The sequence below is a fragment of the Hymenobacter terrenus genome, from assembly GCF_000972495.1.
Classification (GTDB): domain Bacteria; phylum Bacteroidota; class Bacteroidia; order Cytophagales; family Hymenobacteraceae; genus Hymenobacter; species Hymenobacter terrenus.
Window position 1 is genome coordinate 640816 of record NZ_LATM01000001.1, and the last position, 16768, is coordinate 657583.

The 16768-nt window shown below is 55.8% G+C and carries 16 protein-coding genes; 11 read left to right on the forward strand and 5 right to left on the reverse strand.

All coding sequences use genetic code 11. The annotated features are described in order from the left end of the window. Positions 1 to 176: 176 nt before the first annotated feature. The 5 genes from WX88_RS02780 to rsgA all read left to right on the forward strand — a co-directional run bounded on the left by WX88_RS02780 (position 177) and on the right by rsgA (position 5245). Positions 177 to 1439, forward strand: a complete 1263-nt coding sequence (locus WX88_RS02780; RefSeq protein ID WP_082115808.1) for an aspartate kinase — start codon at positions 177 to 179, stop codon at positions 1437 to 1439. Positions 1440 to 1549: 110 nt separating this feature from the next. Continuing rightward, positions 1550 to 2323 carry an enoyl-CoA hydratase-related protein gene (locus WX88_RS02785; protein ID WP_046242720.1) on the forward strand — a complete coding sequence of 258 codons (774 nt, stop codon included), beginning with the start codon at positions 1550 to 1552 and terminating at the stop codon, positions 2321 to 2323. A 55-nt stretch (positions 2324 to 2378) separates the two neighbouring features. Then, complete coding sequence (locus WX88_RS02790; RefSeq protein WP_046242721.1) at positions 2379 to 2963, forward strand: peroxiredoxin; 585 nt, start codon at positions 2379 to 2381, stop codon at positions 2961 to 2963. A 47-nt stretch (positions 2964 to 3010) separates the two neighbouring features. Beyond that, positions 3011 to 4264, forward strand: a complete 1254-nt coding sequence (locus WX88_RS02795) for a 3-deoxy-D-manno-octulosonic acid transferase (RefSeq protein WP_052732271.1) — start codon at positions 3011 to 3013, stop codon at positions 4262 to 4264. Between the two features lie 51 nt (positions 4265 to 4315). Next, positions 4316 to 5245, forward strand: a complete 930-nt coding sequence (gene rsgA, locus WX88_RS02800; protein WP_197076644.1) for a ribosome small subunit-dependent GTPase A — start codon at positions 4316 to 4318, stop codon at positions 5243 to 5245. Positions 5246 to 5330: 85 nt separating this feature from the next. On the opposite strand, the gene WX88_RS02805 is transcribed toward rsgA, so the two are convergent. After that, entirely contained in the window at positions 5331 to 5960 is a 630-nt protein-coding gene (locus WX88_RS02805) for a fasciclin domain-containing protein (RefSeq protein ID WP_046242722.1), read from the reverse strand. A 173-nt stretch (positions 5961 to 6133) separates the two neighbouring features. On the opposite strand from WX88_RS02805, the gene WX88_RS02810 reads away from it, so the two are divergent. Then, positions 6134 to 6595 carry a peptidylprolyl isomerase gene (locus WX88_RS02810; protein WP_046242723.1) on the forward strand — a complete coding sequence of 154 codons (462 nt, stop codon included), beginning with the start codon at positions 6134 to 6136 and terminating at the stop codon, positions 6593 to 6595. A gap of 147 nt (positions 6596 to 6742) precedes the next feature. On the opposite strand, the gene WX88_RS02815 is transcribed toward WX88_RS02810, so the two are convergent. Then, positions 6743 to 7321, reverse strand: a complete 579-nt coding sequence (locus WX88_RS02815) for a DUF3109 family protein (RefSeq protein WP_046242724.1) — start codon at positions 7319 to 7321, stop codon at positions 6743 to 6745. Positions 7322 to 7423: 102 nt separating this feature from the next. Here WX88_RS02815 and WX88_RS02820 point away from each other — a divergent pair, with 102 nt between their 5' ends. The 5 genes from WX88_RS02820 (at position 7424) to WX88_RS02840 (ending at position 14173) form a co-directional block, all read left to right on the forward strand. Continuing rightward, positions 7424 to 9670 carry an ATP-dependent helicase gene (locus WX88_RS02820; protein ID WP_046242725.1) on the forward strand — a complete coding sequence of 749 codons (2247 nt, stop codon included), beginning with the start codon at positions 7424 to 7426 and terminating at the stop codon, positions 9668 to 9670. A 276-nt stretch (positions 9671 to 9946) separates the two neighbouring features. After that, the gene (locus WX88_RS02825; RefSeq protein WP_156175915.1) at positions 9947 to 10678 is read left to right on the forward strand and encodes a DUF4290 domain-containing protein; all 732 of its coding nucleotides are present in this window, start codon (positions 9947 to 9949) and stop codon (positions 10676 to 10678) included. Between the two features lie 146 nt (positions 10679 to 10824). Further along, positions 10825 to 12129 (forward strand): UDP-N-acetylglucosamine 1-carboxyvinyltransferase, encoded by a 1305-nt coding sequence (murA, locus tag WX88_RS02830; RefSeq protein ID WP_046242726.1) that lies wholly within the window; start codon positions 10825 to 10827, stop codon positions 12127 to 12129. Between the two features lie 170 nt (positions 12130 to 12299). Further along, positions 12300 to 13124: a DUF4349 domain-containing protein gene (locus WX88_RS02835; protein ID WP_046242727.1), complete on the forward strand. Its 825-nt coding sequence runs from the start codon at positions 12300 to 12302 to the stop codon at positions 13122 to 13124. A 134-nt stretch (positions 13125 to 13258) separates the two neighbouring features. After that, the gene (locus WX88_RS02840) at positions 13259 to 14173 is read left to right on the forward strand and encodes a DUF4349 domain-containing protein (RefSeq protein ID WP_046242728.1); all 915 of its coding nucleotides are present in this window, start codon (positions 13259 to 13261) and stop codon (positions 14171 to 14173) included. A 244-nt stretch (positions 14174 to 14417) separates the two neighbouring features. Here WX88_RS02840 and WX88_RS02845 read toward each other — a convergent pair whose 3' ends face one another. The 3 genes from WX88_RS02845 to WX88_RS02855 all read right to left on the reverse strand — a co-directional run bounded on the left by WX88_RS02845 (position 14418) and on the right by WX88_RS02855 (position 16745). Continuing rightward, positions 14418 to 14756, reverse strand: coding sequence for a phage holin family protein (locus WX88_RS02845; protein ID WP_046242729.1), 339 nt, complete (start codon positions 14754 to 14756; stop codon positions 14418 to 14420). Between the two features lie 27 nt (positions 14757 to 14783). Next, positions 14784 to 15875: an agmatinase family protein gene (locus WX88_RS02850; protein WP_046242730.1), complete on the reverse strand. Its 1092-nt coding sequence runs from the start codon at positions 15873 to 15875 to the stop codon at positions 14784 to 14786. A 237-nt stretch (positions 15876 to 16112) separates the two neighbouring features. Beyond that, the gene (locus tag WX88_RS02855) at positions 16113 to 16745 is read right to left on the reverse strand and encodes a chemotaxis protein CheC (RefSeq protein WP_231590611.1); all 633 of its coding nucleotides are present in this window, start codon (positions 16743 to 16745) and stop codon (positions 16113 to 16115) included. Between the last annotated feature and the right edge of the window lie 23 nt (positions 16746 to 16768).

Here is a 16768-nt window from a genome sequence, read left to right on the forward strand (position 1 = left end):
CTTAAAAATGCTTTACAGCGGTTTTTCAAGTTGGTGAGTCCGCACTGCAACTGCTGGATACCCGAACCACAAGGCCCACGCTATGAGCAGCACGTTCGCGGCCGATAAAACCGCTTTACAACAAGTTTTCGGTTATACCTCGGCAATGCCTACTGGCACTCCTACCTTTGCCGGCCATGGAAAAGGTGCAGATTTATAAGTTTGGTGGAGCCTCGGTGCGCGACGCGGCGGCAATCCAGAATTTGGCTTCCATCGTGCAGCGCTACGGCAGCGAGCAGCCACTACTGGTAGTGGTATCGGCTATGGGTAAAACCACCAATGCCCTTGAGGAGCTGTTTCAACTGGCTTACGTTGGTCAGGATTATACTGCGCAGCTGGCCCGGCTAGGCGCCTTTCATCAGAATATTGCCACTGAGTTAGAAGAGGCCAATGGCGTGGCCCCTGACGACGCGGTAGCTCCTACCCTTTCGGAGATGCTCACAGAGCTGGCCGACGGCTTGGCCACCGTCGGCCCCGGCGACTACGACCGGCAATACGACCAGATTGTGAGCTTCGGCGAGCTACTGGCTACCAGCATCGTGGCCCGGGCGCTGGGCGTGCGGTGGCTCGACTGCCGGCCGCTCATTCGCACCGACCACACTTGGCGCGAAGGGCGCTTGGACTGGCCCACTACGGAACGGAACATCGCGGCTACCTTGCCCGAACTGTTGGCCAAGGGGCCAGTGCTGACCCAGGGGTTTTTGGGCGGCACTGCCGGTGGGGCTACTACCACGCTCGGCCGGGAGGGCTCTGATTACACGGCAGCCATTTTTGCCTACTGCCTGCGAGCTGCAAGCGTGACCATTTGGAAGGACGTGGCCGGCCTGCTCAACGCCGACCCCAAAATATTTCCGGATACGGTGCGCTACGCCGAAATCAGCTATCGGGAAACCATCGAAATGGCCTATTACGGAGCTTCCGTCATTCATCCCAAAACACTGAAGCCGCTGGCCGACCGCAGCATTCCGCTGCGAATCAAGTCTTTCCTGGACCCCGAGGCGGAAGGCACGCTTGTTCACGACTGCCAGCACCCAGCATTGGCCCCGGCTTTCATCTGCAAAACCGACCAGTGCCTGCTGTCCTTCGAGAGCAAGGACTTTGCCTTCATCTCGGAGGAAAACCTGGAGGTTATTTTCGGGGCATTGGCGCAGGCTAAACTCAAAATCAACGTGATGCAGAACTCGGCTATCAGCTTTTCGGTGTGTACCGATTTTTCCGAGCGGCGCATTAGCAAGCTGCTGGATTTGCTGCGCGAGCAATTCACGCTGCACTACAACACCGGACTGACGCTGTTTACCATTAAAAATTATGATGCTGCGAGCATAACCCGGCTCACGGCCGGCCGGGGGCTGCTGCTGGAACAGCGCACTCGTAGCACGTTTCAGTTTGTGTGCAAGTAGCTTCGTAAGCGAGTTGTAATTATTTCATTGGTTGGGGAAGTGGTCTGGCAAGGCGCTTTAATTTAAGCTTTCACCTTTTACTGGCGGAGCAAAGGCTTCGCGCTACTGGCATGGAATTTCTTCTTGTAACGCCGCAGGTACGGCCGGGCGTGGCCCTCATTCAGCTTAATCGGCCGAAGGAACTGAATGCGTTGAATGGACAATTGGTGGAGGAAATCCGCGACGCCCTGCTGCTGCTGGATAACGACGATGCGGTGCGCGTGGTCGTGATTACGGGCAGTGAGCGGGCTTTTGCGGCAGGAGCCGACATCAGGCAAATGGCCGGCAAGTCGGCCATCGATATGTTTACCGACAGCCGTTTTGCCACGCTGGAGCAAATTCGCCGATTTCGCAAGCCGTTGATTGGGGCGGTATCGGGCTTCGCGCTGGGGGGCGGCTGCGAGCTGGCCATGACGTGCGACATGCTGGTGGCATCGGAAACGGCGCAGTTTGGGCAGCCCGAAATTCGCCTCGGCACCATGCCGGGCGCCGGCGGCACGCAGCGCCTCGTCCGGGCCGTGGGCAAGGTGCGGGCCATGGAAATGGTACTCACCGGGGAACCTATTTCGGCCCACGAAGCGCACCGTTTGGGCTTGGTCAACCGTGTGGTGCCCGTGGGGCAGTACCTGGAAGAAGCCTACCGTTTGGCAGCCAGCATCGCGGCGATGTCGCCGGTAGCGGCCCGCCTCGCCAAGGAATCGGTGAACCGTGCTTTCGAAACTCACTTGGACGAAGGCCTGCATTTTGAGCGCAAAAACTTCTACCTCACCTTCGCCTCCGAAGACCAAAAGGAAGGCATGGCCGCGTTTTTGGAAAAGCGCAAGCCTGAGTTTAAGGGACGGTAGCCGCAGTTGCATTCTCTCAATCATTCATTCTTCACTCCTCATTCTTTATTTCCGAATGGCAGTTCTCGTTGGCAAGCGCGCCCCTTCCTTTAAAGCCACCGCCGTGATTGACGGCACTTTCGAAACAGACTTTTCGCTAGACCGCTACCTGGGCAAAAAGCACGTCTTGTTCTACTTTTACCCCGCTGATTTTAGCCAAGTTTGCCCCACCGAAATTCTGGCTTTTCAGGACCGACTGGATGAGTTTGAGCGCCGGAGCGTGGCCGTGGTAGGCTGCTCCACGGATTCGCAGTACGCCCACTTGGCCTGGCAGTTGCAGCCACGCGACAAGGGCGGCATTGCTGGGGTGAAGTACCCGCTCGTAGCCGATTCAACGAAAACTATTTCGGCTAACTACGACGTACTGGGCGGCCACTACGACTACAATGACCAAGGCGAAATGACCTTTGTGGGCTCGCCCATAGCCTACCGTGGCCTGTTTCTCATCGACAAGGACGGCATCGTGCGTCATCAGCTGGTGAACGACCGGCCTCTGGGTCGCAGCCTCAATGAGGCCCTACGGATAATTGATGCGCTGCAGCACTTTGAGAAAAACGGGGAAGCTTGCCCCGTTGATTGGGAAGCCGACGCGCAATTATAAATAGGCCCAGAATAGCCGACTGACGCCGTATTGCGTAATTTTGGGTCTTGCTGTTTCTCTACGATATTGCCCTGAGCCTGTATGGCCTGCTGTTGCGCCTGCTGGCGCCGTTTGTGCCCAAAGCGGCAGCTTGGGTAGCGGGCCGCCGCGGCTTGTTGGCTCACATCCGCCAGACGCTGGGCACCGACTCAGGACCACGGGTCTGGTTCCACTGCGCCTCGCTGGGCGAGTTTGAACAAGGCCGGCCCCTGCTGGAAGCCTACCGGAAAGCACACCCGGGCACCAAGCTGGTACTCACGTTCTTCTCCCCTTCAGGCTACGAGATTCGCAAGAGCTGGCCGGGAGCAGACTATATCTTTTACTTGCCCCTGGACACTCGCGGCAATGCCCGCGCCTTTCTGGATGCCGTGCGGCCCCAGTTGGTAGTATTTGTCAAGTACGAGTTCTGGTACCACTTCCTGAACGAGAGCCACCGGCGCGGCATTCCGGCCATCGTGGTGTCCGCCATTTTCCGACCCGACCAGGTTTTCTTCCGGCCCTGGGGCGGTTTCTTCCGTCGGATTCTGACCCGCTTCGCCCATATTTTCACGCAGAATGAAGCCTCGGCCGCTCTGCTCCGCAACTTGGGCCTTGCGCAAGTGAGCGTGGCCGGCGACACTCGTTTCGATACCGTGGTGGCCACGGCCGCCGCCCTACCCCGCCCCCTGCCCCTCGTCGACGCCTTTGTGGCCGATGGCGCGCCGGTGCTGGTGGTAGGCAGCAGCTGGCCCGAAGATTTGCCGGCCCTTACGCCGTTGCTCCAGCGCTATCAGCACGAGCTCCGGGTGTTGGTAGCACCCCACGAAATCAGCGAAACCAACCTACGCCTAGTGGAGGCCGTGCTGCCGGGCCAGGTGCAGCGCTATTCGCAGGCCGACCCCGCTACGGTGGCTCAGGCCCGCATTCTGCTGTTCGACAACGTGGGGCTGCTCAGTCAGCTCTACCGCTTTGGGAAGTATGCTTACATCGGCGGGGCTTTTGGCAAGGGCTTGCACAACACGCTGGAAGCCGCGGCCTTTGGCTTGCCCTTATTCTTTGGGCCCACGTATGCCAAATTTCAGGAGGCCGTTGAATTAGTGGAATTGGAATGCGCTTTCCCAGTGCATAATGCGCAGGAATTAGAAGCTGCTTTTACGTATTTGTGGCATAATGAGAAAGCGCGCCTGCGATTGCAGGATATTATGCTCGACTACGTGCACGGCCAGGCTGGAGCAACGGCTCGCATTCTGCAGGCATTATCAATGGGAAATATAAAGCAATGAATCATCCTTTCCCCTTGCAATTTCTCCTTCATTCAGAATTCCTCATTCAAAATGCTGCACGGCACTGTTGTTAAGTCCACCGGCTCGTGGTACATCGTGCGCGGCGCCGAAACCGGGCAGCTTTACCGCTGTCGGCTGCGGGGCAAATTTAAGATTAAAGGCCTGAAAGTGAGTAACCCGCTCGCCGTGGGAGACCATGTTGAGTTTGGGGTGGAAGAGCAGGCGGAAGGCGCGGGTGTCATTTCGCACATCGTGCCCCGCCGCAACTACATCATTCGGCGCTCGGTACACAAAACGGGACATTCGCACATCGTAGCCGCCAATCTGGACCAGGCGCTGCTGGTAGTGACGCTCGTATCGCCAGCCACCTCATTTGGCTTTATCGACCGGTTTTTGGTTACGGCCGAGGCCTACCACATTCCCGTGACGCTACTATTTAACAAAACCGATTTGTACGACGCCGACGGCTTTGAATACCAGGCCGAAATCGCCGGCATGTACGCCAGCCTCGGTTACCCAAGCCGCACTTGCGCGGCCACAACCGGGGAGGGCGTGGCCGCAATCGACCAGCTGCTCGACGGAAAAGTAAGCCTGCTGGCCGGCCACTCCGGCGTGGGCAAAAGCACGCTTATCAACGCCTTGGTTCCCGACCTTGACCTGAAAACGGCCGAAATCAGCGAATTTTCCGACAAAGGCGTACACACTACCACCTTTGCCGAAATGCTGGAAGTGCGCCCCGGCACGTTCATTATCGACACGCCGGGCATTAAAGAGTTGGGCTTAGTAGAAATTCCACCCGCGGAGCTAGCCGGGTATTTCCCCGAAATGCGCGCCCTGCTCAACCAGTGCCGCTACCATAATTGCCAGCACACCCACGAGCCTGGCTGCACCGTGCGCGAAGCCGTAGACCAGGGTCGCATTGCGCTACCGCGCTATGACAGCTATTTAAGCATGCTCGCCGGTGAGGATAACAGGCATTAGCGCTGCGCTTTACTAAAGAAAAGGGGGATGAAGAATTACTTAAGCAGTAATTCTTCATCCCCCTTTTCTTTATGCTTCGTTTAAACTACTTCGCCGTGGGCAGCACTACACCATCGATTACGTGAGTTACGCCGTTGCTGGAAATAACGTCGGGGATTTGGACAGTGGCAGGGGCGTCTTTGCCGTTGCTTACCATCACTTTACCATCTTTCAGGGTGATGTGCAGCTTCTCGCCATTCACGGTGGTTAAGTCCTGGCCATCCTTCAGGTCGGCGGCCACAAGGCGACCGGGAATGACGTGGTAAGTCAGGACGCCCTTTAACTTTTCTTTGCTCGCGGGGTCCATCAGGCCGGCAACGGCGCCTTTGGGGAGCTTGTCGAAGGCGGCATTGGTGGGGGCGAAAACGGTGAAGGGGCCAGCGCCGCTCAACGTTTCGACCAAGCCAGCGGCTTTCACGGCCGATACCAGCGTGCTCACGCTTTTGGCACCTGCGGCATTTTCCACGATGTTTTTGTCGGCTGTCATGGCCACGCCGTCTACCATCACGCCCTCGGGCTTGGCCATCCGGGCCGAATCACCGGCCGCGGCAGCGAGAGAATCAGCGGGATTGGCGGTGGTAGTAGTTTCGGTGGTGGCGGGCTTATCGGTACCGCAGCTTGCCAGAACCAGCGAAGTAGCCAGAGCAGTCAACAGAGGAGCAAAATGTTTTTTCATGAAAAGGGTTTGTGAAGAAATAGTTGGGAGTGCGTGGGCCAATGTGGCCGATGAGCTTACGAAGGAACAAACTGCTTGGATGTTTAGCCACGCCTACCGCATTCTTACCTTCGCCCTCAGGAAAGCGCTGCCGTTTTCCGTAAAATCAGTTTAATCCGCTAAATCCGCAATACATGAAAACCGCAGAAATCCACACCAAAAAAGGGGTTATGAAAGTTGAGTTCTATGAACAAGACGCCCCCAAAACTGTCAAAAACTTCATCGACCTAGCCGAGAAAGGTTACTACGATGGTCTGAAATTCCACCGCGTTATTCCCAATTTCGTCATTCAGGGCGGCTGCCCCAACACCCGCACCGGCGCCAAAGGCCAGCCCGGTACCGGCGGCCCTGGCTACAAGATTGACTGCGAAACCAGCGGCGACCGCCAGTACCACGAACGCGGTGCCTTGAGCATGGCCCACGCCGGCAAAAACACGGGAGGCTCGCAGTTCTTCATTGTGCACGACCGCCAGAATACCGCCCATCTCGACCGCGTGCACACCGTGTTCGGTAAAGTGGTGGAGGGCGTCGATGTCATCGACCAGATTCAGGCCAACGACGAAATTGAGAAGATTGTGGTGAAGGAAGAGGCGTAAGCCTCTTTCGAAAACAGTAAAAGTCATGTCGAGCGCAGCCGAGACAGCTCGCGTGGGGCAGTAACTCAATCAACTGGTTTACTGCCCCACGCGAGCTGTCTCGGCTGCGCTCGACATGACTTTATTACTTCCAGCTAACTATTCTCCTTATTTCTTCTCAATATTCGGGTTCTCAATTTCCCGCACCAGCTCGCCGTACCAATTCTCGCCGTACTTACGAATCAGTGGCTCCTTCAGAAACTGGTATACTTTCACTCCCAGCGTGCCGCCAAACTCGCAGGCCGGGTTGCAAATGCCCCAACGGTCGTAGTTCAGGGCGTCGAACCCTTCGTATTTCGTGATGCGAATAGGATATAGATGGCAGCTGATGGGCTTTTTGAAGGTAGTGGCACCGGCCAGATACGCTTGCTCGATGCCGCATTTCAGGATGCCGCGCTCGTCATACAGCGCGTAGGCGCACTCCTTGTCGTCAATCGTTGTTGTGCTGAAGTCGCCTTCCCAATCCTTGATGTAGAGGCCCTGCGCCTCAATGGCCGCACGGCCCACGTCGGTGAGGAAAGGCTTGATATTCTCGTACTCGCGCGTTAGAATCTGTAGTTCGGGCTCTTCGAGCGGAGCGCCGAGGTCGCCTTCGACGCAGCAGGCGCCCTTGCAGGCTTCAAGGTTGCAGACGAAAAAGTTGTCGGCGATGTCGTCGGAGATGACCGTTTCTTGAATAATAATCATTGTGTAAAGATAACCCCGACGGCGGGGGCAGAAATTCGTTGCGCCCCCTACCTAGTGGGCCGTATCTTTGTAGAACCGCCCAAAAGGCGGCTTAATTCGCTGATGGCACTAGATTATTTATCCCTCTTGAATCCGTCGCAGGCCGCTGCGGTGCTGCAAACCGAAGGTCCCTGTATGATTATCGCGGGTGCCGGCTCGGGCAAAACCCGGGTACTCACCTACCGCATTGCCAACTTGTTGGAAAAGGGCGTCGACCCATTCAACATTCTCGCCCTCACCTTTACCAACAAGGCGGCCAAGGAGATGCGTGCCCGGGTGGAAAAAGTAGTTGGCCCTGCCGCCCGCAGCCTCTGGATGGGCACCTTTCACTCCGTATTTGCGAAGATTCTGCGCTCCGAGGCCGACAAAATCGGCTATCCACGCAGCTTCACCATCTACGACACGCAGGACTCGAAAACCCTGATTGGTCAGATTGTGAAAGAGCTGGAGCTAGACGACAAGCTTTATAAACCCAGTCTGGTGTTGGGCCGCATCTCGTCCGCCAAAAACAAGCTGATTTCGGTGAGTCAATACCTCAACGATGCCTCCATCAAGGCCGACGATGAGGCGGCACTGCGGCCTAAAATCGGGGTGCTTTATCAGCAGTACCAGCAGCGGTGCTTCAAGGCGGGCGCCATGGATTTTGATGACCTGCTCTTCAACACCAACGTGCTGTTCAAGGAGCACACCGACGTGCTGAACAAGTACCAGAATATGTTTCGGTTCGTGATGGTGGACGAGTACCAGGACACGAACTATTCGCAGTATTTAATTACTCGCAAACTTGCCGCTAAAGAGCGCAATATCTGCGTGGTAGGCGACGATGCACAGAGCATTTACGCCTTCCGTGGCGCTGATATTACCAACATTCTCAACTTCGAGAAGGACTACCCCGAATTGCAGGTATTTAAATTGGAGCAGAATTATCGCTCCACGAAAAATATCGTATGGGCAGCTAATTCGGTGATTAAAAACAACCAGGCGCAATTGCGCAAGGACGTTTTTTCGGAGAACGAGGACGGTACGTTGATTGAAGTTCTGAAAGCTGCTTCGGACAACGAGGAGGGTAAATTGGTGGCGAATTCCATCTACGAGGATAAGATGAATGGTCACCTCTCCTACGATAATTTCGCTATTCTATACCGTACCAACGCGCAAAGCCGCGCGATGGAAGAAGCCCTGCGGAAATTAAATATCAGATATAAAATCGTTGGGGGCCTGTCGTTTTATCAGCGTAAGGAAATCAAAGACTTAGTAGCCTATTTGCGCCTGACGGTTAACCAAAACGACGAGCAGGCTTTACGCCGGGTAATTAATTATCCCAAGCGCGGCATTGGCGATACCACAATTAGTAAGCTGATTACCACTGCCGATGAGAATAATCATTCGCTGTGGGAAGTAGTAGCCAATGCCGACCAATTCATGGCGGCGCGGGTGGCCAATCCGGTTGTGGGTTTCGCCGAAAAAATCAAGAGCTACCTGGTGGTAGCGGCTAAGGAAGATGCATTTGAGGCGGCCAAATTCATCGCCAAAAACTCAGGCATGCTGGAGGAATTGTATGCCGATAAGAGTATTGAGGGCCTCTCCCGCTACGAAAACATCCAGGAACTGCTCAATGGTATCAAGGAATACGTCGACGACCCGGAGCGTGAGGACAAAAGCCTCGGTGCCTTCCTGCAGGATATTGCCCTCGTGACGGACTCCGACGTGAAGGACGCGCAACAAGATGGCGAGGCCGTGACGTTGATGACAATCCACTCGGCTAAGGGCCTGGAATTCCGCAATGTATACATCGTGGGCATGGAAGAAAATCTCTTTCCGAGCCAGATGATGATTACCTCACGGGCTGATTTGGAGGAAGAGCGACGCCTGTTTTACGTGGCTATCACGCGGGCCGAAAAAAAGCTCACACTGAGCTATGCCACTTCGCGCTACCAGTGGGGAAATTTGCGCAGTTGCGAGAAAAGCCGCTTTCTTGATGAAATCGACCCGCAATACGTTAACTTCAAATTTGCTGCCGGACCGGGCACGGGCGAGTCGCCGTTTCAGCACGTATTTGAGCGGCGCTCGAATCTGATTCCGACCGCGCCACGTAAAGTAGCAGCAACCAAATACGTAGCTCCGGTCGACTTCACGCCTTCGGATACTTCTAATTTGCAAAGCGGGCAGCGCGTAGAACACGCCAAATTCGGCTTCGGCGTCGTAAGTCAGCTTGAAACCCAGCAGGGCACTACCAAAGCCACTATTCTATTTGAAGAAGTGGGCGAGAAAGTACTGTTGCTGAGCTTTGCTAAGCTGCGGGTGCATTAGATTTTGCACCGAAAGCTTGTCGTGCTGAACGTACTGAAAAGGGAACGCCCTGCTGAACGGAGCCGAAGCATCTCGCGTGGGGTGGTAACTCAATCGAAAGCACGAACCCGAGCAAGATGCTTCGGCTCCGTTCAGCACGACAGCCTTTTTGGTGCTACTACTATTGCCTTTTGATGCTGGTACTTTCGATTGAGTACTTAACATACATCTATTCGACCAAGCCAAAGCCCTATCTTTGGCCCGGACCCGCCCCGGCGGCCTCCCCTATTGTTTTTTATGACCGACCTCACCACCCTGCCCTTCCACCTGCAACTGCTGGTACGTGAATACGGGCACAGCACCTACCAACTCATTCAGGGCCTAGCCCAGATTGAAGATTTGGCCGAGCGGACCAAGCGGGCCGGGCAAATAGTTCAGCTTATGCTGCGCCTACAGCCGGCTTTGCGCGAGCTGCCCGAAGTGCAAACTCGCCTTTGGAACCACTTACACGCCATGGCTGGCGAAGAAGTGGCCCTGGATGCGCCCGTGCCGCTGCGTAGCCTAACCGTGCGTACGGAGAAGCCCGCCCGCGTCCCTTACCCTCGCCAAGGCCCTAAGCTGCGTGCTTACGGCGCTGCCGTTGAGGCGCTTATCGCAAAGGCACTTACTATTGAAGATGCTGCGGAGCGGGAGCAGGCCACCGTGCAAATTGGCCGTACAATGAAGTTTCTGTACCGTCAGCACAATAAGGAAAATGCCAAGGATGTGACCATCCTGCGCCATTTAGGTGAATTGTCGGGGGGCCAGTTGCGGCTCGATCCGGCTGTGGTAGACAGCGAAAACTTGTTCGAAATGCCGGTGGTTACCGGCCGCACGCCAGCTTTTATCGTGCCCCAGCCCCAGCAGCGCGAAGGCCGCGACCGGCGTGAGGGCCGCGACAACCGCGAAGGGCGTAATGGTGGCTTTGGCAACAAAAACGGCAAGAAGCGCAAAAAAGGCCGGCAGGAACCTCAGCAGCCGCCGCAGTAACTTTTCAGTAGAACGTCATGTCGAGCGTAGTCGAGACAGCTCGCTCGCATTGTTGAACGATTAGTATAGTTCATCACGCGAGCTGTCTCGGCTGCGCTCGACATGACGTTCTGTATTTATTACCAGAACACCAGATACCCAAATACATGGCTGCATTTGAAGTACGCGGCGGCAAAACGCTGCGCGGCGAAATCACGCCCCAGGGCGCCAAAAACGAAGCCCTCCAGATTCTCTGCGCGGTGTTGCTGACTTCCGAGCCGGTGACCATCAGCAACATTCCGGATATCCGCGATGTCAACAAGCTCATCGAGCTGCTGCGCGACATGGGTGTGAAAGTGGGCAAGCTAGCTACTGACACGTACATTTTTCAGGCTGAGAGCGTCAACCTCGACTACATGGACTCACCGGAATTTGTGGCGCAGGCCGGCGCGTTGCGCGGCTCGGTCATGATTCTGGGGCCGATGCTGGGCCGCTACGGCCGCTGCCAGCTGCCCAAGCCCGGCGGCGACAAAATCGGCCGGCGGCCAATGGATACGCACTTTCTAGGCCTTGAGAAGCTAGGCGGCAAACTCACGCTGGAAGGCACCGATTTTTACCGCATCAAAGTCGATGGCAAGTTGAAGGGCACATACATGCTGCTCGACGAAGCCTCGGTCACGGGTACGGCCAACATCTTGATGGCCGCCGTATTGGCTGAGGGCACTACCACCATCTACAATGCCGCCTGCGAGCCTTACTTGCAGCAGCTCTGCCGGATGCTGGTTCGTATGGGCGCTAACATTCAAGGCATTGGTTCGAATTTGCTGACCATTGAGGGCGTGGAACGCTTGGGCGGTACCGAGCACCGGATGCTCCCAGATATGATTGAAATAGGCTCTTTCATCGGCCTCGCGGCCATGACGGGCTCCGAAATTACCATCAAAGATTGTCAGATTCCGCAGCTCGGGCTCATTCCCGACACGTTCCGGAAGCTAGGCATTCAGCTGGAATTCCGGGGCGACGACATTCACATTCCAGCCCAGGCGCACTACGAAATTGCCACTTACCTCGACGGGTCCATCCTCACGGTTTCGGACCACACTTGGCCGGGCTTCACCCCCGATTTGCTCAGCATCGTGCTGGTAGTGGCTTGTCAAGCCAAGGGCACAGTGCTCATTCACCAGAAAATGTTCGAGTCGCGCCTGTTCTTCGTGGACAAGCTCATCGACATGGGGGCCCAGATTATTCTCTGCGACCCGCACCGGGCCACCGTAATTGGGCTCGACCAGCGCACCCGTTTGCGGGGCATCACCATGTCGTCGCCCGATATTCGGGCGGGCGTGGCGCTGCTCATCGCGGCTCTCTCGGCCGAAGGCACCAGCACCATTCTCAATGTGGAGCAGATTGACCGCGGCTATCAACACATCGATGAACGCCTGACGGCACTAGGAGCGGATATTCGGCGGATATAATTGGTCCTAAAGGCCTAGACAGGCCTTTTTTCTTCAGAATAATAATAGCCCAGCCTATCCCGGCTGGGCTATTTTTTTGAGTTAGTGGGTTACCCGCTCCAATAAGCTGGATAAAGCCTCAGCTGCGCGGCTGTTTCTTCTCAAACTCAGCTTTCCCATTTTATCTTCTGATGAAACACCTGATTTATCCTGTCCTGCTCGGACTAGGGCTGGCAGGATGCAGCCAAGCTCATAAAGAACAAGCCATCGATTCGGCCGCTGAGGCGGTGACCTCCCCGGCACCTGCCCGCCAGCCAGTGGAGCACAGCACACCCGGCACCCGGTCCGGTCGGGACATCATTTACGAAGGCGAGCTAGACCTGGCCGTTGATGATTTTGAACAAGCAACGGCCGGCATCGACCGCCTGCTAGAGGAGCACCACGCCTACCTCGGTACCGCCCATGAAACGCGGGCTAACGGTCAGCACCGCCAGGAAATGACCATTAAGGTGAAGCCCGAAAAGTTTCTGCCGCTGGTTGCGGCACTGGGCAAGCTCGGGCGCATTGAGAACAAAGACGTCTCATCGGCCGACGTAACGGCTGATATGCTGGCCGCCGCTGCCAGCCTCAGCAGCAAGCAAACCAGTGAAGCTAAGTATCAGCAACTTTTAGCGCACACCAGCAACCCAACCGAAATTCGGCGGCTGGAGGAACAGGTCCGCCAGTCCCGCTTGGAGGCAGCAACCGCCCAAACGCAATTGCAGCAGTTTGGCGCCCGTAGCGCCTGGGCTACCCTTACCATACGCTACTTCCAGCTGCTCCCGACTCCGGCTCCCAGCGCGCCTATGCCGGACTTTACGCCACGCTTTTTAGAGGCTTTTTATCGCGGCTGGTCGTTTTTGCTGGGCTTGGTGGTGGTACTAACGAATGTGTGGCCGCTGCTACTGCTGGGTGGCGTTGGTGCTTGGGGAGTGCAGCGCTGGCGCCTTCGTCACCAAGGTCAGGCGGGAGCATAAGGCCAGGCACAAATTCCTCTGTTCGGGCTGAAGACTTTCTGATTGACAAGCAGATAATTTATTCCTGATTCCCCGTCAACCTGAAATCACCGACTAGATTTCTGTTTTCAATTTTAATTTATTCCTAAATAATCATGAAGTACACCTTAGGGGTTATCTATGCGCTAGCGGTGCTTCTGAGCAGTTGCAGCCAAAGTCACCAGGCCGAAAGCAGCGCTGAAGCTGAAGTAGCGTCGGCAGCAGAACCAGCACCCGATATGGCCCCGCCCCCCACCAGCAACACCGTCAATTTCACGCCTCCCGTACAAGTACCAGACGACGCTAGCGGTGCGAATACGCCTAATGTGAATGCGCGGCTAGGCAAGCCGGCTCCCTCTCCTACGCCTCGCCTGCTCATTTATCACGCCGATATGCGTCTGAAAGTGGTAAGTTTACCCAAAGCGTCGGCCCGACTCGATAGCTTGGTGCGGCAAAGTGGTGGCTACACCAGTGCCTCTACCGAGACACGCGAAAACGGCGAATGGCACCAGGAAACAACTATTCGGGTGCGTCCCAACCGGTTTGGAACACTGCTGGCAACACTGGCCGGCCTGGGTACTGTGGAAGAAAAAAAGCTCACTACCGATGATGTGACGGCCGAGCACGCCGACGTAGCTGCTCGCCTTCGCACCAAGCGGGCCTTAGAGCAGCGCTACTTGACGCTACTCAACCAAGCCAAGAAAGTGAGCGACATGCTCGAAATAGAGGAAAAAATAGGCGAGGTCCGCGAAGAAATTGAAAGCACGGAAAGCCGCCTGAAAACCCTCAATGACGAAGTAAGCTATTCCTCTATCACCCTGACCTGCTACCAGCCGCTACCAGAGGCCACACCCGATGCCCCCGTGGTATCGTTGGGGAGCCGGTTGGTTGGAGCAATGTATAGTGGCTGGTCCTCGCTCATCAGCTTAGTTATCGGTGCCGTGAGCAGCTGGCCGCTGCTCCTTTTGGGCGCAGGGGTTTGGTGGGCGGTACGTCGCTGGCAGCGACGCACTGGTTTAAAAAGTATTTGAGGCATAATTGAAATAAGTGCCCTAGAGACGCTAAAAGCAGTTTAGGTGGTCAACCAGTACTGAACATAAGAGGCGTTCATGCTTCGGCTCCGCTCAGCATAACTGACCACCTTTTGGATACATTTTTTTACTTGGTTATTTAGTAGAGCACTATTTCCTGATTCATAGCAAAAGCGGGTCATCATGCCGGAATCCATTCCGGCATGATGACCCGCTTTTGCTATCGAGCTTTTTTGGCGACCGGTTAGTCCACTACCAAATCAACCACGGCATTTACCAGCGAGAGTGCGATACTGAAAAGCAAGGCATTGAGAAAGCCGTGCACATCGAAGCTGACCATCAGATAGTCAGCCATCTTCACAATGATAACGTTGATAACTAGTAGGAACAACCCCAATGTGAGCACAGTGATGGGAAAGCCTAGTAGCTTAAGAATAGGCTTAACGATGGCATTGAGGATGCCCAGCACGACCACCAGAATGGCAGCGCTCCCCAAGCCACCCAGCGCCACGCCCGGCAGCACCATGCTGAGGCCATAAACCAGTACGGCCGTGAGAATGAATTTGAGAATAAATCCGAGCATAACAACAGAGACTGAAGTGAAGGAAGGTTACTCGGCTACCATGCCTTTAGCCACGAGCCGGCCCTGAGATACGGCCATCCAGTTGGAAAGTTGGTAAAGCAGACGGGCCCCCACAATGGCATTCCATTCGGTATCGCCGGGTGCCACTTCGTTGAGGTCGCAGCCAATGATGGTAATGCCGGCCCGCACGATGGCGCGCAGCAGATAGGTAGCTTCTTCGTACTCGAGGCCGCCGGGAACGGGCGTGCCGGTACCGGGGCATAGCTTGGGGTCGAGGCCGTCGATGTCGAAGCTGATGTAGACTTTGGGCGGCAGCTGGGCAATGATTTTGCCACACACTTTCTTCCAAGATTTCTTGCCGAACTTCTCGTCGCTCAAAAACCGCTGGCCAAATAGCGCTATGCGGCCATTGGAGTGCTCTATCAGTTCCGCTTCCTGCTGGCAATAGTCACGGATGCCCACTTGCACCAGCTTCTTCACCTGCGGCAGCTTCAGCGCATTGAACATGATGCTGGCGTGCGAATACTGGAAGCCTTCGTAGGCCGGCCGCAGGTCGCAGTGCGCGTCAAATTGCAGAATAGCAAACTCTTCATGCCGCTCGGCCAGCGCGTGCAGGTAGCCCAGTGGTGTGCTGTGGTCGCCGCCGAGCACAACGACGCCTTTGCCGGCGTCAAGCAGGGCCCCGGTTTTCTGCTTTAGCCATTGCAGCATCTTCTCCCCTTCTTTCGTCACCTGCTCGGGCACGGGGCTGTACTTTTCATGGTCGGCTTCGGGCTGGCCGGCTTCCAGCCATTCGATATATTCAGCCGCCTGGGGCCGCAGCTCGCGGCTAGTGGCGGCAATGGTTTCGTCCTCCTCTTCCATGGCCAGGCCCAGCTTCCAGGCTTCGGGCAGGTCCGGGTCGTAGAGGTCGACTTGCAAGGATGCTTCGTGGATGGCGGCGGGGCCTTCGGCGGTGCCGGCGCGGTAGCTCACCGTTACCTCCCACGGCACGGGCACCACGACTACGCTGGCTTCTTCCGGCGTGAAGGGCAAGCCGAACAGGCCCCCGGCTGCATCACCGGGCGCGTTGGGGTCGAAGGACGCTAATTTTTTGGCCACAGCAGAGGTTGTAGGCATCGGGATTTGCGAGGAATTGGGAAATGAATAGTAAAAACGAAGACCGCCGGCTGACTTGAGTTTATCGACGGCATTAGCAAAGAGCTATGGCAAAACAAAGAACGTCATGCCGAAAGCAGCGCAGCATCTCACTCATGATTAATTGCCCGATGATGGGCTTACTACCACGGGTAAATGCTGCGTCACGCTCGGCATGACGCCTTATGCAGCTTGGAATCAGCACCAGTAGACAATCTTCTAAGCTGACATCTGGCTGCCAAGGAAATCGTAGCTGCGAATTATCTCCAGGATTTTCTGGAAGGTAGCGCGGTCAAAAAACAGCATGAGAGGCAATTCCACCGTGTTATCCTTGTCCGAAAACTGCGTGATAACCGAGAAGATGAGGGGCTGGAGCATTTGCTCGGGCAGCAGATTCTGCATGGTGCCGGCAATGTCGCCGCGGGGGGCGGTAGGCGGCGCACCGTAGATATTAGCCTTGAGAATATTGGCCAACTGCGTGACCAGCGCGCCGGTAATAATATTGCTGATTTCCAGGAGCAAGGACTCCTGCAGTTCATTCAGCTCCAACGATTCGTTGGTATTCATGCGCAGGCACACCCGCGAGAGCCGCTGCACGTGCTGGCCCGAAAAGAACATGAGGGTCGTACCGTTAAAATCACCCCGGATATCGGACTGAATAGGAACGTGCTTGGACTGGTACTCGCGCACTTTGTGCAGGATATCGTCGCTCATCAGCAAGTCAATATTCGGAACTTCCAGCAACACCCGTTCCTGGGCAATAACGGCGAACGAGTCGGCGGCACGAGCCAAGCCGATGTTCAAAATTTCGCGAATTATATCACGCTCTAAGTCAGTCATCGATAAATCCATAGCGTCGGAAAAGGGAGTAATGC